At 70.9% G+C, this 15,611-nt stretch carries 11 protein-coding genes; 6 read left to right on the top strand and 5 right to left on the bottom strand.

From position 1 onward, the window contains the following. Positions 1 to 162 precede the first annotated feature (162 nt). The 3 genes from lon (at position 163) to Pmi06nite_RS06700 (ending at position 5,647) form a co-directional block, all read left to right on the top strand. Complete coding sequence (lon, locus tag Pmi06nite_RS06710) at positions 163 to 2,526, top strand: endopeptidase La (RefSeq protein ID WP_203951989.1); 2,364 nt, start codon at positions 163 to 165, stop codon at positions 2,524 to 2,526. A 149-nt stretch (positions 2,527 to 2,675) separates the two neighbouring features. After that, positions 2,676 to 4,211, top strand: coding sequence for an acyl-CoA synthetase (locus tag Pmi06nite_RS06705; protein ID WP_203951988.1), 1,536 nt, complete (start codon positions 2,676 to 2,678; stop codon positions 4,209 to 4,211). 134 nt (positions 4,212 to 4,345) lie between these two features. Then, a complete protein-coding gene (locus tag Pmi06nite_RS06700; protein ID WP_203951987.1) occupies positions 4,346 to 5,647 on the top strand; it encodes a S1C family serine protease in 1,302 nt (433 codons plus the stop codon). A gap of 115 nt (positions 5,648 to 5,762) precedes the next feature. Here the strand turns inward: Pmi06nite_RS06700 and cydC are convergent, their stop codons facing one another. The 4 genes from cydC to Pmi06nite_RS06680 are packed head-to-tail and all read right to left on the bottom strand — an operon-like array spanning position 5,763 to position 11,211. Further along, the gene (gene cydC / locus Pmi06nite_RS06695; RefSeq protein ID WP_239113721.1) at positions 5,763 to 7,481 is read right to left on the bottom strand and encodes a thiol reductant ABC exporter subunit CydC; all 1,719 of its coding nucleotides are present in this window, start codon (positions 7,479 to 7,481) and stop codon (positions 5,763 to 5,765) included. Then, a complete protein-coding gene (gene cydD / locus Pmi06nite_RS06690; RefSeq protein WP_203951986.1) occupies positions 7,478 to 9,220 on the bottom strand; it encodes a thiol reductant ABC exporter subunit CydD in 1,743 nt (580 codons plus the stop codon). The genes cydC and cydD overlap by 4 nt, the downstream gene beginning before the upstream one ends. Before the next feature lie 33 nt (positions 9,221 to 9,253). Beyond that, positions 9,254 to 10,015, bottom strand: a complete 762-nt coding sequence (locus Pmi06nite_RS06685; RefSeq protein WP_203951985.1) for a cytochrome d ubiquinol oxidase subunit II — start codon at positions 10,013 to 10,015, stop codon at positions 9,254 to 9,256. Positions 10,016 to 10,026: 11 nt separating this feature from the next. Next, positions 10,027 to 11,211: a cytochrome ubiquinol oxidase subunit I gene (locus tag Pmi06nite_RS06680; protein ID WP_203951984.1), complete on the bottom strand. Its 1,185-nt coding sequence runs from the start codon at positions 11,209 to 11,211 to the stop codon at positions 10,027 to 10,029. Positions 11,212 to 11,296: 85 nt separating this feature from the next. On the opposite strand from Pmi06nite_RS06680, the gene Pmi06nite_RS06675 reads away from it, so the two are divergent. Continuing rightward, positions 11,297 to 11,620, top strand: coding sequence for a PadR family transcriptional regulator (locus Pmi06nite_RS06675; protein ID WP_203951983.1), 324 nt, complete (start codon positions 11,297 to 11,299; stop codon positions 11,618 to 11,620). On the opposite strand, the gene Pmi06nite_RS06670 is transcribed toward Pmi06nite_RS06675, so the two are convergent. Further along, a complete protein-coding gene (locus Pmi06nite_RS06670; RefSeq protein ID WP_203951982.1) occupies positions 11,518 to 12,285 on the bottom strand; it encodes a permease prefix domain 1-containing protein in 768 nt (255 codons plus the stop codon). The two genes, Pmi06nite_RS06675 and Pmi06nite_RS06670, sit on opposite strands and share 103 nt — an antisense overlap. A 201-nt stretch (positions 12,286 to 12,486) precedes the next feature. On the opposite strand from Pmi06nite_RS06670, the gene Pmi06nite_RS06665 reads away from it, so the two are divergent. Both Pmi06nite_RS06665 and Pmi06nite_RS06660 read left to right on the top strand, forming a co-directional pair. Further along, the gene (locus tag Pmi06nite_RS06665; RefSeq protein ID WP_203951981.1) at positions 12,487 to 12,960 is read left to right on the top strand and encodes a universal stress protein; all 474 of its coding nucleotides are present in this window, start codon (positions 12,487 to 12,489) and stop codon (positions 12,958 to 12,960) included. Positions 12,961 to 13,220: 260 nt separating this feature from the next. Next, the gene (locus tag Pmi06nite_RS06660; RefSeq protein WP_203951980.1) at positions 13,221 to 15,611 is read left to right on the top strand and encodes an ExeM/NucH family extracellular endonuclease; all 2,391 of its coding nucleotides are present in this window, start codon (positions 13,221 to 13,223) and stop codon (positions 15,609 to 15,611) included.

Raw genomic sequence — 15,611 nt, 5'->3', positions numbered from 1 at the left:
GCACCGTGGCTCCGCACCATGACCTCCGTACGAAGCCTCGACGCGGGGCCCTGAACGGGCTGATTACAGGATTACGATCGCTCGCAGCGAACACGCGCAAAAGTGGGAACACACCCGGGCTCCTGTTAGTTGAGTCGGCATAACTCAACCTTGGGAGTTCGCATGACACAGATACTTCCCGTCCTGCCCCTGGACGACGAGGTCGTCCTGCCCGGCATGGTGATCCCCCTCGACCTGTCGGATTCCGAGGTCCGGGCGGCCATCGACGCGGCACGGGCCAGCGGCGGCGAGAGCAGGGTGCTCCTGGTGCCCCGCGTGGACGGCCGGTACGGGGCGACCGGTGTGTCCGCCGTGGTGGAGCAGGTCGGGCGGCTTCCCGGAGGGGAGCCTGCGGCCGTCGTGCGCGGCGTGAGCCGTATGCGCGTCGGCATCGGCACGACGGGGCCCGGAGCGGCGCTCTGGGTCGAGGCGACGGTGATCGAGCCGGTCGCGGCCGGACCGCGGGCCGAGGAGCTCGCCAAGGAGTACAAGTCCCTGACCACGACGATCCTGCAAAATCGCGGCGCGTGGCAGGTCGTCGACGCGGTCAACCAGATCGACGACCCGTCGGTCCTGGCCGACAGCTCCGGCTACGCGCCGTGGCTGACGACGCCGCAGAAGCAGTTCCTGCTGGAGACCGCCGACCCGGCCGAGCGGTTGGAGAAGCTGGTCGGCTGGGCCCGTGACCACCTCGCCGAGATGGATGTGGCGGAGACCATCCGCAAGGACGTCCAGGAGGGCATGGAGAAGCAGCAGCGCGAGTTCCTCCTGCGCCAGCAGCTCGCCGCGGTGCGCAAGGAGCTGGCCGAGCTGAACGGCGATCCGGCCGACGAGGAGGAGGACTACCGGTCTCGCATCGAGGCCGCCGACCTGCCGGAGAAGGTCAAGGAGGCCGCGCTCAAGGAGGTCGGCAAGCTCGAGCGCACCTCGGACCAGTCGCCCGAGACGGGCTGGATCCGGACCTGGCTGGACACGGTCCTCGATATCCCGTGGAACACGCACACGACCGACGAGTACGACATCGCCGGCGCCCGCGCGGTGCTCGACGCCGACCACACCGGGCTCGCCGACGTGAAGGACCGCATCATCGAGTACCTCGCGGTCCGCAAGCGCCGGGCCGACCAGGGCCTCGGGGTCGTCGGCGGCCGCCGCAGCGGCGCCGTCCTCGCCCTGGCGGGCCCGCCCGGAGTGGGCAAGACCTCCCTGGGCGAGTCGGTCGCGCGGGCGATGGGCCGTAAGTTCGTCCGCGTGGCGCTCGGCGGCATCCGGGACGAGGCGGAGATCCGCGGGCACCGGCGCACCTACGTCGGCGCGCTGCCCGGCCGGATCGTCCGCGCCATCCGCGAGGCGGGCTCGATGAACCCCGTCGTGCTGCTCGACGAGATCGACAAGGTGGGCTCCGACTACCGCGGCGACCCGACCGCGGCGCTGCTGGAGGTGCTCGACCCGGCGCAGAACCATACGTTCCGCGACCACTACCTGGAGGTCGAGCTCGACCTGAGCGACGTGCTGTTCCTCGCGACGGCCAACGTGCTCGAGCAGGTCCCCGGGCCGTTGCTCGACCGCATGGAGATCGTCACGCTCGACGGCTACACCGAGGACGAGAAGGTCGCCATCGCCCGTGACCACCTGCTCCCGCGCCAGCTGGAGAAGGCGGGCCTCACGGCCGACGACGTGACGATCGACGAGGGCGCGTTGCGCCGCCTCGCGGGGGAGTACACCCATGAGGCGGGCGTCCGGTCGCTCGAGCGGTCGGTCGCGCGGGTCCTGCGCAAGGTCACGGCCAACGTCGCGCTCGGCGAGGCGGGGCTGCCGGTCGCGGTCACGGCCGACGACCTGGTGCCCTACCTCGGCCGCCCGCGGCACGTGGCCGAGTCCTCGCTTCCCGAGGCCAGGCAGCGTACGTCGGTGCCGGGCGTGTCGACCGGCCTCGCCGTCACCGGCGCGGGCGGCGACGTCCTCTACGTCGAGGCGTCGCTGGCCGACCCGGAGACGGGCTCGACCGGGGTGACCCTCACCGGCCAGCTCGGCGACGTGATGAAGGAGTCGGCCCAGATCGCGCTGTCCTACCTGCGCTCGCGTGGCGTGGAGCTGGAGTTGCCGGTCGGTTCCCTCAAGGACCGCCAGGTCCACATCCACGTGCCGGCGGGCGCGGTGCCCAAGGACGGGCCGTCGGCGGGCGTCACCATGACGACCGCCCTCGCCTCGCTGCTGTCGGGCCGTCCGGTCCGGGGCGATGTGGCGATGACCGGAGAGGTGTCCCTGACCGGGCGCGTCCTCCCGATCGGCGGGGTGAAGCAGAAGCTGCTCGCCGCCCACCGGGCCGGGATCACGACCGTGCTCATCCCGGCGCGCAACGAGCCCGACCTGGACGACGTCCCGGCCGACGTGCTCGCCGACCTCACCGTTCACCCGGTGAGCGACGTCCGTGAGGTCCTCGACCTGGCCCTCACCCCGGCGACGGTGGCGCAGACCGCCGCCGCCTGACCCACCGCGTACGGCCCGCGCTCCCGTGTCCCGGGAACGCGGGCCGTACGCATGCGTGTGTGAACGCCGGTACGGCGCGAGCCCGGGTGCGGGTGCGGCCCGGTAAGAGGATCTTCCGCCGGATCCGGGTGCCCGAGTAATGTTCTGTTATGCATCCGGGAGCCGTCGCGGCCGAGACGCCAGACAAGCCGGCGGTGATCATGGCGGGCTCCGGCCGCGTGGTCACCTACCGGGAACTCGACGAGGAGTCCAACCGCCTGGCCCACCTCTTCCGGGCCGCCGGGCTCCAGCCGGGCGACCACATCGCCTTCATGCTGGAGAACCATCCCCTCTTCCTGACCATTGCCTGGGCCGCCCACCGTGCCGGGCTGTACTACACCGCGATCAGCTCCCGCCTCCAGGCCGACGAGCTCGCCTACATCCTGAACAACTGCGGTGCCCGGGCCTTCATCTCCTCGGCGAAGCTGGCCGCCGTCGCCACCTCCGTGACCGGCGAGACGCCGGGGGTCGAGGTGCGGCTGATGCTCGACGGCACCGCGCCCGGGTTCACGTCCTACGAGGAGGCGACGGCCACGCGGCCGGTGACGCCCATCGCGGACGAGTGCCAGGGCGTGGACATGCTGTACTCGTCGGGCACCACCGGGCGGCCGAAGGGGGTCAAGCCAACACTGAGCAAGGCGCCGCTCGACTCTCCCGGGCCGCTGCTGCAGCTCATCCAGTTCCTGTTCGCCCCGACCCCCGACAGCGTGTACCTGTCGCCCGCTCCGCTCTACCACGCCGCCCCGCTGCGGTACTGCATGAACTTCCAGCGGGCCGGGGCGACCATCGTCGTGATGGAGAGGTTCGACCCCGAGGAGGCGCTCCAGCTCATCGAGAGGTACCGCGTCACGCACTCGCAGTGGGTGCCGACGATGTTCATCAAGCTGCTGAAGCTGCCGCCCGAGGTCCGGTCGCGTTACGACCTGTCCTCGCTGAGGTGCGCCATCCACGCCGCCGCTCCCTGCCCCGTCCCCGTCAAGGAGCAGATGATCGAGTGGTGGGGGCCGATCATCCACGAGTACTACGCGGGCACCGAGGGCAACGGCTTCCTCTACGTCGGCTCGGAGGAGTGGCTGAAGCACAAGGGCACGGTGGGCCGGCCGCTGCTGGGCGTCGTGCACATCTGCGACGAGGAGGGCGGCGAACTGCCCCCGGGCGAGCACGGGACGGTCTATTTCGCCGACGGCCCCCGGTTCGTCTACCACGGGGACCCGGACAAGACCCGCTCCGCGCAGGACCCGCTCGGCAGGGGCTGGACGACGCTCGGTGACATCGGCTACGTCGACGAGGAGGGCTTCCTCTACCTCACCGACCGCCGCTCCTACATGATCATCTCAGGTGGGGTGAACGTCTATCCCCAGGAGGCCGAGAACGTGTTGTCGGTCCACCCCAAGGTGGCCGACGTGGCCGTCTTCGGCGTGCCGGACGAGGAGATGGGCGAGCAGGTGAAGGCCGTCGTCCAGCCCGTCGTCCCGGAGGAGGCGGGCCCGGAGCTCGCGGCCGAGCTCATCGAGTACTGCCGGGCACGTCTCGCCCACTACAAGTGCCCGAAGTCGGTGGACTTCCGCGACGAACTCCCGAGACACCCGACGGGCAAGTTGTACAAGCGCCTGTTGCGCGATGAATACTGGCCCCCGACGTCGTGATATAAGAGCCGCGTGCGGCATCCGCCGGTAGGAACCGCTGATCGCTTAGCGTGACCTTATCGAGGATTTGCCATCGTAGTGGTTGTACCGGCGGAGAGCCGGATCACCGGCAGATCCAATTGAGGGGGATGGCGATGAGCTCAGACGAGCAGGGTCGCGGCAACGACACCGAGGTGCTCCCCGGTCACGGCTGGAGCCAGTTCGGCAGGACTCCGCCACAGCAGGGCCAGTACGGCGGAGGCTATGGCGGTTATGGCAGCCCGGGGCCGTACGACACCTCGCCGTACGGCGGGCCGCTGCCGCCGCAGCGGCAGAAGGCCGGCATGACCGGCAGGCAGAAGGTGATCACCGGCCTCGCGCTCGCCGTCGTGGCGATCGGCGGCGGGGCCACGGGGGCCCTCGTCGCCAATGCGACGCACGACGGCCAGACCGTGATCTCCAGCCCGCTCGTGAACCCCGCGTCGAACACCTCGGTCAACACCATCGCGGAGGTGGCCAAGGCCATTCAGCCCTCCGTGGTGTCGATCAGGATCACGACGCAGAACGGCGGCGGTGAGGGGTCCGGCGTGATCCTGTCGGCCGACGGCCTGATCCTGACCAACAACCACGTGGTCTCCGAACTCGGCCAGGGCAACGGCGACGTCACCGTCAAGTTCAGTGACGGCAAGACGGCCTCGGCCACGGTCAAGGGCACGGACCCGACGACGGACCTGGCCGTCATCCAGGCGCAGGGCGTGTCCGGCCTGACGCCGGCCTCGCTCGGTGACAGCGACAAGCTCCAGGTCGGCGACGCGGTGCTCGCCATCGGAAGCCCGCTGGGCCTGGAAGGCTCGGTCACGTCGGGCATCGTGAGCGCGCTCGATCGCACCCTCACCGAGGGGGGCGAGGAGCAGCAGCAGCAGCAGCCGTTCCCGTTCGGTCAGCAGCAGCAGGAACAGCAGCAGGGCACGACGATCGGCGGCATGGTCCAGACGGACGCGGCGATCAACCCGGGCAACTCGGGCGGCGCCCTGGTCAACGCGGCAGGCCAGGTCATCGGCATCAACACCGCCATCGCGACGTCCGGGCAGAGCTCGGGCAACATCGGCGTGGGCTTCGCGATTCCGATCAACACCGCCAGGCAGGTCGCCGACCAGCTCATCAAGACCGGCAAGGCGACCCACGCCTTCCTCGGCGTGAGCCTGGCCGACGCCACCGGAGACGCGGAAGGCGCCGTGATCGGCTCGATCACGGCCGGCAGCCCGGCCGACAAGGCCGGCCTCGAAGAGGGCGACCTGGTCACCAAGGTGAACGACAAGGTGGTCGACAGCGCCGAGACGCTCGTGGGCGAGATCCGCACCTCCCGCCCTGGCGACAAGGTCACCATCACCTACTCGCGGAACGGCAAGACCTCGACGGCTTCGATCACTCTCGCGGAGCAGTCGGCGACGAACTGAGGCTCCCAGGAACGCCCCCGGCAAGTCCCCGGAACACCCCCGGTGAGTTCCCCGGAAGCGTCTCGAGACCGTCCCCCAGCCGGCGGCCCTCAGCGGCCGCCGGCTCGACGTCGCGTCAGCGACGCGTGAGCACCTCGGACTCCCACAGGTCCCGGTAGTAGCCGGGAGCGGCGACCAGGGCGTCGTGCGGTCCGCGCTGCACGACCCTTCCGCCCTCCAGGACGATGATCTCGTCCACCTGCTCGAGCCCGCGAAGACGGTGGGTGACCAGGAGGGTCGTCCGGCCCCTCGTGGCGTCCAGCAGGTCGGCCAGCAGGGCGTCCGCCGTCTCCTCGTCGACGGCCTCCGCCGGCTCGTCCAGGAGGAGCACCTGCGGGTCGAACAGCAGGGCACGGGCCAGGGCGAGACGCTGGAGTTGCCCGCCGGACACCGTCCGCCCGTCCTCGCCGAGCGTCGTGTCCCATCCGGTCCGGTCCGTCCAGCCGTCCAGGCGGGCCTGCCGTACGGCATGGGCGAGGTCCTCGTCGGAGGCCTCGGGGCCGGCGAGGCGGAGGTTGTCACGGAGGGTGGCCTGGAAGACGTAGGGATCCTGGGTGAGCCCGGTGATCCTCGCACGGACGTCGTCGGAGGCGTACCGCCGGATGTCCACGCCATCGATCCTGATATTTCCGGATTCGAAGTCGACGGTCCGCATGAGCGCGGCCAGCAGGGTGCTCTTCCCCGCGCCGCTCGGCCCGACGATCGCCACCCGGTCGCCGGGCGCCAGCCTCAAGCTCACCCCGTTGAGCGCGGGTTCCCTGTCTCCGTGGCGGACCACCAGATCCTCGATCTCGACGGTCGGCGGCGCTTCCGGCAACGTGAGGGGGTCGCCTGGCTCGGCCACCGCCGGCGGCGTCGCCCCGATCTCCCGCAACCTCCGCAGGGCGGCGAGCACTCCGGCGAACCGTTCGCCCGCGGCCCCGAGCGGCAGCACGGGCTCGAAGGAGACCAGCGAGGTCAGGGCGAGCACGGCCGTCGCGACGCCGTCCAGATCCGCGGAGCGGGCCGCGAGCACGACGGCCACCACGGTCAGCCCCTGCACGAGCACGCCGAGCCCGAGTGCCGCCGCGTTGACCCGCGACTGGCCGCGCTCGAGCTTCGCGAGGCGTGCGTCCGCGTCCATCCCGGCGGAAAGGGCCTGGTCCCGGGCGCCGTACGCCGCGAGGTCGGCCGCGCCATGGACGAGGTCGGCCACGCGCGCGGCCAGTTCGGCTCTGGCGGGTGCGATCCGGGCGGACCATCTCCGCGCGGCCGCGGCCGTACCGGCGGGCAGGGCGACGCCCGCCACCAGCAGACCCAGGGCCAGCAGGAGTGCCGCGAAGGGCAGGATGAACGCGGTGAGGACCACGGCGGCCGTCCCGGCGAGGAGCGCGGCGAGGGCGGGCAGCAGACAGCGGACGAGCAGGTCCTGGACCGCGTCGGTGTCGTCCACCATCCGGCTGAGCAGGTCGGCGCCGCGCCGCGGCAGCGGCCCGGTGGGGACGAGCGCCTGGTAGAGGCGTTCGCGCGTGCCCGCCTGGGCGCGGAGGGCGACGTCGTGGCCGGACAGCCGCTCGCCGTACCTGAAGATCCCGCGGGTGGTGGCGAAGGCCCGCACCGCCACGATGGCGACGGAGAGCGCGGCCAGCGGAGGCTGCTCGGCCGCCCTCGTGATCATCCACGCGGCCGCCGCGATCAGCGCGATCCCCGCGAGGTCGGCGGCCGCCCCCGCGAGTGTCGCGAGGACCAGCCGTTTGGGCATCCCCGGCGCGAGAAGCCGCAGAGGTGTGCCGGATTCGGTGGCCATGCCGGTCATGCGGCTCCTGTCTGCGCGTGGTCGTGCAGGCGGACGACTCGGTCGGCAAGTTCGATCATGGCGGGGCGGTGGGCGACGATGATCGAGGTCCTTCCCTCGGACAGCCTCCGCGTGGCCTCGACGACCGCGGCCTCGCTCCTGCCGTCCAGGCGTGCGGTCGGCTCGTCGAGCAGGAGCACCTCGGCCGACGGGCGGCAGAACGCGCGGGCGAGCGCGACCCGCTGGCGCTGGCCCGCCGACAGGTTCGCGCCGCGTTCGCCGAGTTCCGTCTCATAGCCGTACGGCAGGGCCGCCACGAACTCGGCCGCCTGAGCGGCCGCGGCAGCCGTACGGACCTCGTCCGGCGAGGCGTCGGAGCCCAGGGAGATGTTGGCGGAGACCGTCGCGGCGAACAGGTGGGGGCGCTGGGGCACGAAGGCGAGCCGGGGCCGCCACTCGTCGAGGTCCAGCCCGGCGAGGTCGGCGCCGTCGATCAGGACCCGGCCCTCGGACGGTGTGACGAACCCGAGCAGGACGTGGAGCAGCGTGCTCTTGCCGACTCCGCTCGGGCCCACGATCGCCACCCTCTCGCCCGGCGAAATCCGCAAGGTGACGGCGTCGAGGGCGTTCTCCTCGCGGCCGGGATACCGGACGGTCACCCCCTCGAACCGGATCCCCGGCGGTGCATGATCACGGCCGGAAATCCGCAGGTCAGGGGCGTGAATGCGAATCTGTGCATGATCACGGACAGGTTTCGGCAGGTCAGCGGGCTGTTCGCGAACCTGTGCATGATCACGGGCGGTTGTGGTGGCGGGGGTGGTGGTGGGAGTGGCGGGGGTGGGGGTGATGAGGGAGAAGGCCTGGTCGGCGGCGGCGACTCCTTCCATGGCGGCGTGGAACGTGGTGCCCATGGCCCGCAGGGGGATGTAGGCCTCCGGGGCCAGGAGCAGCACCAGCAACGCCGTGTGGAGGTCGAGCGAGCCCGACAGCAGTCGCAGGCCGACGGGGACGGCGACCAGAGCGAGGGAGAGCGACGCCACGAGTTCGAGGACCAGCGACGACAGGAAGGCGACCCGCAGCGTCCGCATCGTCGCGGTCCGGTGGGCCGCGGCGACCTGCTGGATCACCGACGCCTGGTGGCGTGCCCGGCCGAAGGCCCGCAGGGTCGGAAGGCCGCGGACGACGTCGAGGAAGTGGCCGCCGAGCCTGGTCAGCGCCTCCCACTGCTGCTGCGTCACCGCCCGGGTGGTCCAGCCGACCAGCGCGCCGAAGATCGGGATGAGCGGCAGCGTGAGCAGGACGATGACGGCGGTCTCGAGGTCGGCCACGAAGAGCCGCACGACGACCGCGATCGGGATGACGCCCGCCACGGCGACCGCCGGCAGGTAGCCGGTCAGGTAGGCGTCCAGGGCGTCCAGCCCGCGTCCTGCGAGTGTGACGAGCTCACCGGATCGCCGGGAAACGGCGGCGTCCGGCTCCTGGAAACGCGGCAACAGCCGGCGGCGCAGCGCGGACTTCAGGGCCGTGGCCGTGCGACCGGCGAAGACGCCCCGTCCCCAGCCGAGCAGCCCCCGCGCCGCCACAACCAGTGCAAGCGGGAGCAGGACGGCCACGGTGAACCGGCCGGAGAGCACTCCCGCCAGCAGTTCCGCCTGCACGAGCACGAGGAGCCCCGCCGCCACGGCAGCGGCCAGGCAGGCGGCGAGGTGTGGCCGCACGGTCCGTTCGGATCGTGCGAGCCGCAGAAGATCCTTGTGCAACGGAGGCCCAATCGGACGACGGCCGGCAGACGGTCAGAAGAACGTGGGCAGCGCACCCCTGCTGAAGGTGCGCCACACCCATACTTGCGCGCCCACGAGGATCGGGACGCACGGCAACACAATGGCACCCAGGGTGGTCAGGGTCTCCGGCGGGGCGGCGTGCTCGATGAGGGCGGAGGCCACGACGGCGACGGCCAGGACTGCGGGGATCGCGGCCGTCAGAGCCGTCAGCAGCAGGGCCCGCCCGGTGCGCCGCGCTCCGCGGACCGCCGGGTCGCCGGGCAGCCGCCACGCCGCGAAGGTCCAGCCGTGGAGACAGAACGCCAGCGCGACCACGATCCCCCCGGCGACGCCTGCCGGGGCGAGCAGGGGAGCCGACAGTCCGCGGGCCAGCGCCACCAGCGTCATGCCCCAGGTCAGTGCCAGCCCGGCCGAGCCGAGGCAGATGGCGCCGTCCCAAAGCGTCCGCCACGCGGCGCCGTCCGCGCGGCGGCGGAACCACAGGCCGGCGTCCCGGACGATCCACGTCAGGAGCAGCGCCACGACCAGGGGGTACAGCCCGCTGAGCACCGCGCCCTCCAGGGTGGAGAAGGCGCCGAACAGCACGCCGACGAGGGCGACCAGCCAGACCTCGCCCGCGAGGACGAACGGCGCCATGGCCCCGACGAGCCGGTCGCGGTCCTCCTGCGACCGGCCCAGCACGGGCAGCAGGATGCCGAGCCCGATGTCGAAGCCCTCGAGTGCGAAGTAGCCGACAAGCAGGACGGCGAGGGCGCCGAACCAGATGATCTCCATGGTCGTGGTCCTCAGAGGGAGTGGGCGGGCATGGGCGCGGGCTCGGCGGGCCGGTCCGGCATGCCGAGGGACACCTGTTCCGGCCCGCGGCGCACGGCACGGGCGATCAGCAGGTAGTCGATGATCGCGAGCAGGCCGAGCAGGCCGGCGAAGCCGATGAACGAGCCGGTGATGGCGGTCCTGGAGAGTCCCGGCGTCATGGCGTCGGCCACGGAGAGCTTTCCGTACACCAGCCACGGCTGACGGCCCATCTCGCGCACGAGCCATCCGGCGATCGCCGCCACGAACGGCAGCGGGGTGATGAGCATCAGGACCGGGTGCAGCCACCGCCACCGGGCGAGCAGGTTCCGGAACAGCAGAGGCAGCAGGAGGAACATCACGCCGAACTGGAGGAGTTGCCCGATCCCGATCATGAGCCCGAGCGCGGCCTCGGGTGCGGCGTCGAACTTGTCCGGCTGGGTGGCCTCGATCACGCCGAACTGGGCGTATCCGAAACCGACGGTGAACAGGGAGCCGATGAAGGCGGTCACCACGCCCATCCGGAGCGACCGGGTGAAGAACTCCTGCTCCTTCGTGCGCCGGAACAGGTGGTACGCGCTGGCCCCCATGACGACGAACCCGCCGGTCCACAGCCCGGCGCTGATCACGTGGGGGAGCGCGAAGACCAGGTTGGGATTGGTGAGCAGTGCGCCGAAGTCCCGAAGCACCAGGCGGCCGCCCTGTTCGACGGAGCCGACCGGGTGCTGGAGGAACGAGTTCGCCACCATGATCCAGAAGGCCGAGGCGTAGGCGGTCAGCGTCACCAGCCAGATGCAGGTCACGTGGAGCGCCCGGGGTAACCGGTGCCAGCCGAAGATCCACAAGCCGAGGAACGTGGACTCCAGGAAGAAGGCCACCAGGGTCTCGATGGCGAGCGGCGCGCCGAAGACGTCGCCCGCGTAGTGCGACAGGCCGCTCCAGCTCAGTCCGAACTGGAATTCCATGACCAGGCCGGTGAACACGCCGAGCGCGTAGTTGATCACATAGATCTGCCCCCAGAAGCGGGTCATCCGCTCATGGAGGGGATTGCCGGTGATCGCGTAGCGCGTGTGCATGATCGCGACAAGGGGCGCGAGGCCGAGGGTCAGCACGACGAACAGGAAGTGCAGGCTGCCCGTCACGGCGAACTGCGTCCGCGCGAGGTCGACGACGTCCAAGGGGGGCTCCTCAATACATAGAGAGTCTACATATAGACAGCCTACATGTAGACTCCCTACATGTGGACCGGGATAGGCTGCGACCGTGAACGCCGACACGCTGCGAGGGCACATGGATGCCCTGTTGCTCTCCGTGGTGGAGCGTGAGCCGCTCCACGGCTACGCCATCATCGAGGCGCTGCGCGAGCGCAGCGGTGGCGCGCTCGACGTCCCGACGGGCACCGTCTACCCGGCCCTGCGCAGGCTGGAGCGGGCCGGCTACCTGGCCGGGGAGTGGGCTGTGGCGGGCGGGCGCAAGCGGCGCACCTACCGCCTGACGGACTCGGGCCGCGCGGCGCTCGCGGGGGAGCGGTCGGCCTGGAAGTCGTTCACGACGGCGATCGGGAGCGTGCTCGACCCCTCACGATGAACGAACGCCCGGCTGTGGTGGACGCAGAGCACCGCGCTGACGAACTGCCACGTTCCCAGCGCGTAGGTGATCAGAGAGACGGCCACGCCGGGGGCGTAGTCGCCGAACCCCGGAGGGCCGTCGGCGCCCTGCACGAGGGCCATGCTCATCGCGACCCTGACCGGGATCTGGACCAACACCAGGAGCCCCAGCGCGCGAGTCAGGATCCTGGGCCGCCGCAGCACCCGCAACCCCCGGCCGAGGGCGAGCAGGGCGACGCCGCCCACGACACCGGTCGCGAACTGTGTGTAGTCCAGAAGTCTGCTGACCGTCCAGAACCACTCCGGCGGAGTGGGCGCGGCCGGTGACTGGGGGAAGAACTCCCAGACCACGCTCCACATCAACGCGGTGACCGGCACGCTGACGAACAGGAGCGCCGCGGTCCTGCGCCCTTGGCCGACCGCGAGTTCCTCCTGGAAGCCGGGGGCGATTTCGGTGGCGAGCCCGAAGTCCGCGATCGCCAGTCGCTCGGCCTCGGCCCTGGTGTGGCCATCGGCCTCGTACGCCTCGGCCGCGTCGAGCAGCCCGTCCCGCGCCTCGGCGAGCAGGTCCCGCCTGGCGCGGACCGGACCGCGGAGAAGACGGCGGAGCCCGGCCACGTAGTCGTCGATCGGACTCGTCGGCACGTCTTCCCTCCTATGCGGCCCCCGGAACTCCCGGAATGCCCGCCAGCGTATTGGCCGTCTCCACGGCCCGCCATCGGGGTCAACCCTGACCCGACCCCGGAGGTTCATGCCGTCGACTATTTTGTCTTTCTGACGTTTCGCCCCGGCAACACCTGATTAATCCTGGTAGGAGAGACTTGGGGCGGAGAGCGAGGCGGGATTGTGAATCAGGCGAAGATCGTGGTGGGTATCAGCGGCTCGGCGGCGTCGTCGGCCGCGCTTCGTTGGGCCGCGGCCGAGGGCCGCCTGCGCGGCGCGAGCGTCGAGGCGGTGTACGCCTGGGAATGGTCGGGCGGGCTCCACGCCCCGTACGCACCACTGGCCGGCCGGAGCTCGCGTGAGGACGAGCGTCGTGCCGCCGCCGACATGGCCAGGCTGGTCGTCGACGAGCTCGGTGAGGACCACGTGGAGCCCGCCGTCGTCGAGGGGTCGCCCGCGCGGGTACTGCTGCACGCCGCCGCCGAAGCGGACCTGCTGGTGCTCGGAGCCGACGAGGCCGACGCGGAGCCGTACCCGGTCATCAACCCGATCGTGGCCGCCTGCCTGCTGAGGGCGCACTGCCCGGTCGTGGTCGTACTGCCGGGGATGGTGCACGGCCGTTCCGTGGGCGGGATGCTCGCCGGAACCGTTTCCTAGCCTTTCCCGGTGGCGCATTGCCGAGTCTCGTTCCCGTTTCCTGAGTGCCGTCTGAGGGCGACATGAGGAATCGGTGCGTAAACGGTGTGGAGCGCAACGGCAGGACCCATACGTCCCGAGACTCCGCTGATTGGCAAGTTCATACGATTTCATTCTGTAGTCACCGGTAGGGCCGACTGGCACGGTCATATCCTCATAAAGTCCGGGTCATGCGCCCTTTATCCCGTGCTTATGACCATGCCCGTGGTCGCCTCCGGTCCATGCCGAGAAAGGCCCTGCGCGCCGTCGCCACGCTCGCGGCCGTCGGCCTCGTGGTGGCCGGTGTCACCACGCTCTCGCTGACCCCGGCGTCGGCGGAGCCCGGCACCGTGGTGATCAGCCAGGTGTACGGCGGAGGCGGCAACAGCGGCGCCCCGCTGACCAATGACTACGTGGAACTGTTCAACCGCAGCGCCGCGACGGTCTCCCTCAACGGCTGGTCGGTCCAGTACGCCAGCGCCACCGGCACCGGACCGTTCTCCTCCAACAAGGTGGACCTCTCCGGCTCTCTCACTCCGGGGCAGTACCACCTCGTCCAGCTCGCGGCGGGCACGACCCCGAGTGGACCGCTCCCGACCCCGGACACCACAGGGAACCTCGCCCTGAGCGGCACCGCCGGGAAGGTCGCGCTGGTCCGGTCCGCCACAGGCCTGGCCTGCAACGGCGGCTCCATCCCGTGCACGCCCGAGCAGACCGCCGACATCGCCGACCTGGTCGGCTACGGCACCGCCAACTACTTCGAGGGCGCCGCCGCCCCCGCGCTGACCAACAGCACCGCCGCGCTGCGCAAGGACGGCGGCTGCGCCGACACCGACAGCAACGCCGCGGACTTCGAGGCGGGCGCCCCGGCTCCGCACAACACCGCCTCCGCCGCCGCTCCGTGCGGGGGGAGCACCCCGAGCCCCACCCCCTCGGACACGCCGACGCCGACCCCGACCCCGTCGGACACGCCGACCCCGACTCCCACTCCGACCCCCACGACTCCGTCCTCGTGCGCCGTTCCGGTGACGCACCAGATCGCCGACGTCCAGGGCGCGGGCGACGCCTCGCCCCTCGTCGGCCAGGCGGTCCGGGTCGAAGGAGTCGTGACCGCGGACTTCCAGGGCACGAACCAGCTGAGCGGCTTCTACGTCCAGGACTCGACGCCTGACGCGAACCCGGCCACCTCCGACGCGGTGTTCGTGTTCACCCCCAGGCCCGCCGCCGTCGGCGACCGGGTCCGGGTCACCGGCACCGTCGTCGAGTTCAACGGCCTCACGGAGCTGTCCCCGGTCTCCGCCGTGGACGTCTGCGGCACCGGGACGGTCAAGACCGCCGCGGTGAGGCTGCCGCTCGCCTCCGGCGCGACCCTCGAATCGCTGGAGGGCGTGCTCGTCACGTTCCCCCAGGAACTCACCGTCTCCGAGGTCTTCAACCTGGGCCGCTTCGGGGAGCTCACCCTGTCCGCCAAGGGCCGGCTCTTCCAGCCGACCGACCGCGACAACGTCGACCCGGCCGAGAACCAGGCCCGCCGGATCCTGCTGGACGACGGGTCCAACGTGCAGAACCCCCCGGTCCTGCCGTACCACACGAACGGCTCGAACACCGTCCGCGTGGGTGACGGGACCACCGGGCTGACCGGCATCCTGACCTACGGCTTCGACCTCTACCGGGTGGAGCCGACCTCGCCGGTGGCCTTCGCCGCCGACAACCCGCGTCCGTCCAAGCCGGCCAAGGTGGGCGGCGACGTCCAGGTGGCGAGCCTCAACACCCTCAACTGGTTCACCACGCTGAACAAGCGCGGCGCCAACACCGACGAGGAGCGGCAGCGCCAGCTCGCCAAGCTCGTCGCGACGCTGAAGGGCCTGGACCCGGACGTGGCGGGCCTCATGGAGGTCGAGAACAACGGCACCACCGCGCTGAACACCCTGGTGGACGCCTTGAACGCCGAGGTCGGCGCGGGCACGTACAAGGGGATCACCTCCCCGGTCCCCGGAACCGACGAGATCCAGGTGGCCCTGATCTACAAGCCCGCCGTGGTGAAGCCCGTGGGAGCCGCCCAGTCCTCCACCGACCCGGTCTTCCGCCGGCCGCCGCTGATCCAGATGTTCCAGCGCACCAGGGACGACGACGACGGCCGGATCTTCACCATGATCGTCAACCACTTCAAGTCGAAGGGCTGCGACGGCGCGACCGGAGCCGACGTCGACCAGGGCGACGGCCAGAGCTGCTTCAACGCCGAGCGTGTCCGCCAGGCGCAGGCGGTGCTCGAGCTGATCGACACGTTCAACCTGCCCAACCCCGTCGTGGCGGGCGACCTCAACGCCTACGGCGAGGAGGACCCCATCCACACGCTGGAGGCCGGGAAGCTCACGAGCCTGAGCAAGAAGTTCCTCGACAAGCAGGACCGCTACAGCTACGTCTTCGACAGCCTGTCGGGCGAGCTGGACCACGTGATGGTCGGCAAGCAGCTACTCAAGCGGGTGACCGGGGCGACGATCTGGCACATCAACGCGGATGAGGGCCGGTTCATGGACTACAACACCGAGTTCAACCCGCCGGCGCTGTACTCGCCGGGCGCGTTCCGCTCGTCCGACCACGACCCGCTGCTGTTCGGTCTCGACCTGGGCTGA

It is taken from the genome of Planotetraspora mira (assembly GCF_016863275.1).
Taxonomy (GTDB): domain Bacteria; phylum Actinomycetota; class Actinomycetes; order Streptosporangiales; family Streptosporangiaceae; genus Planotetraspora; species Planotetraspora mira.
Note: the sequence above shows the minus strand (reverse complement) of the source record. Positions and strands in the feature narration are given on the sequence as shown.

Excerpts from the sequence above, each read along its gene's own strand:
- lon (WP_203951989.1), top strand. The coding sequence starts at position 163 with ATGACACAGATACTTCCCGTCCTGCCCCTGGACGACGAGGTCGTCCTG.
- cydC (WP_239113721.1), bottom strand. The coding sequence starts at position 7,481 with ATGACCGGCATGGCCACCGAATCCGGCACACCTCTGCGGCTTCTCGCG.
- Pmi06nite_RS06685 (WP_203951985.1), bottom strand. The coding sequence starts at position 10,015 with ATGGAGATCATCTGGTTCGGCGCCCTCGCCGTCCTGCTTGTCGGCTAC.
- Pmi06nite_RS06700 (WP_203951987.1), top strand. The coding sequence starts at position 4,346 with ATGAGCTCAGACGAGCAGGGTCGCGGCAACGACACCGAGGTGCTCCCC.
- Pmi06nite_RS06660 (WP_203951980.1), top strand. The coding sequence starts at position 13,221 with ATGCCGAGAAAGGCCCTGCGCGCCGTCGCCACGCTCGCGGCCGTCGGC.
- Pmi06nite_RS06705 (WP_203951988.1), top strand. The coding sequence starts at position 2,676 with ATGCATCCGGGAGCCGTCGCGGCCGAGACGCCAGACAAGCCGGCGGTG.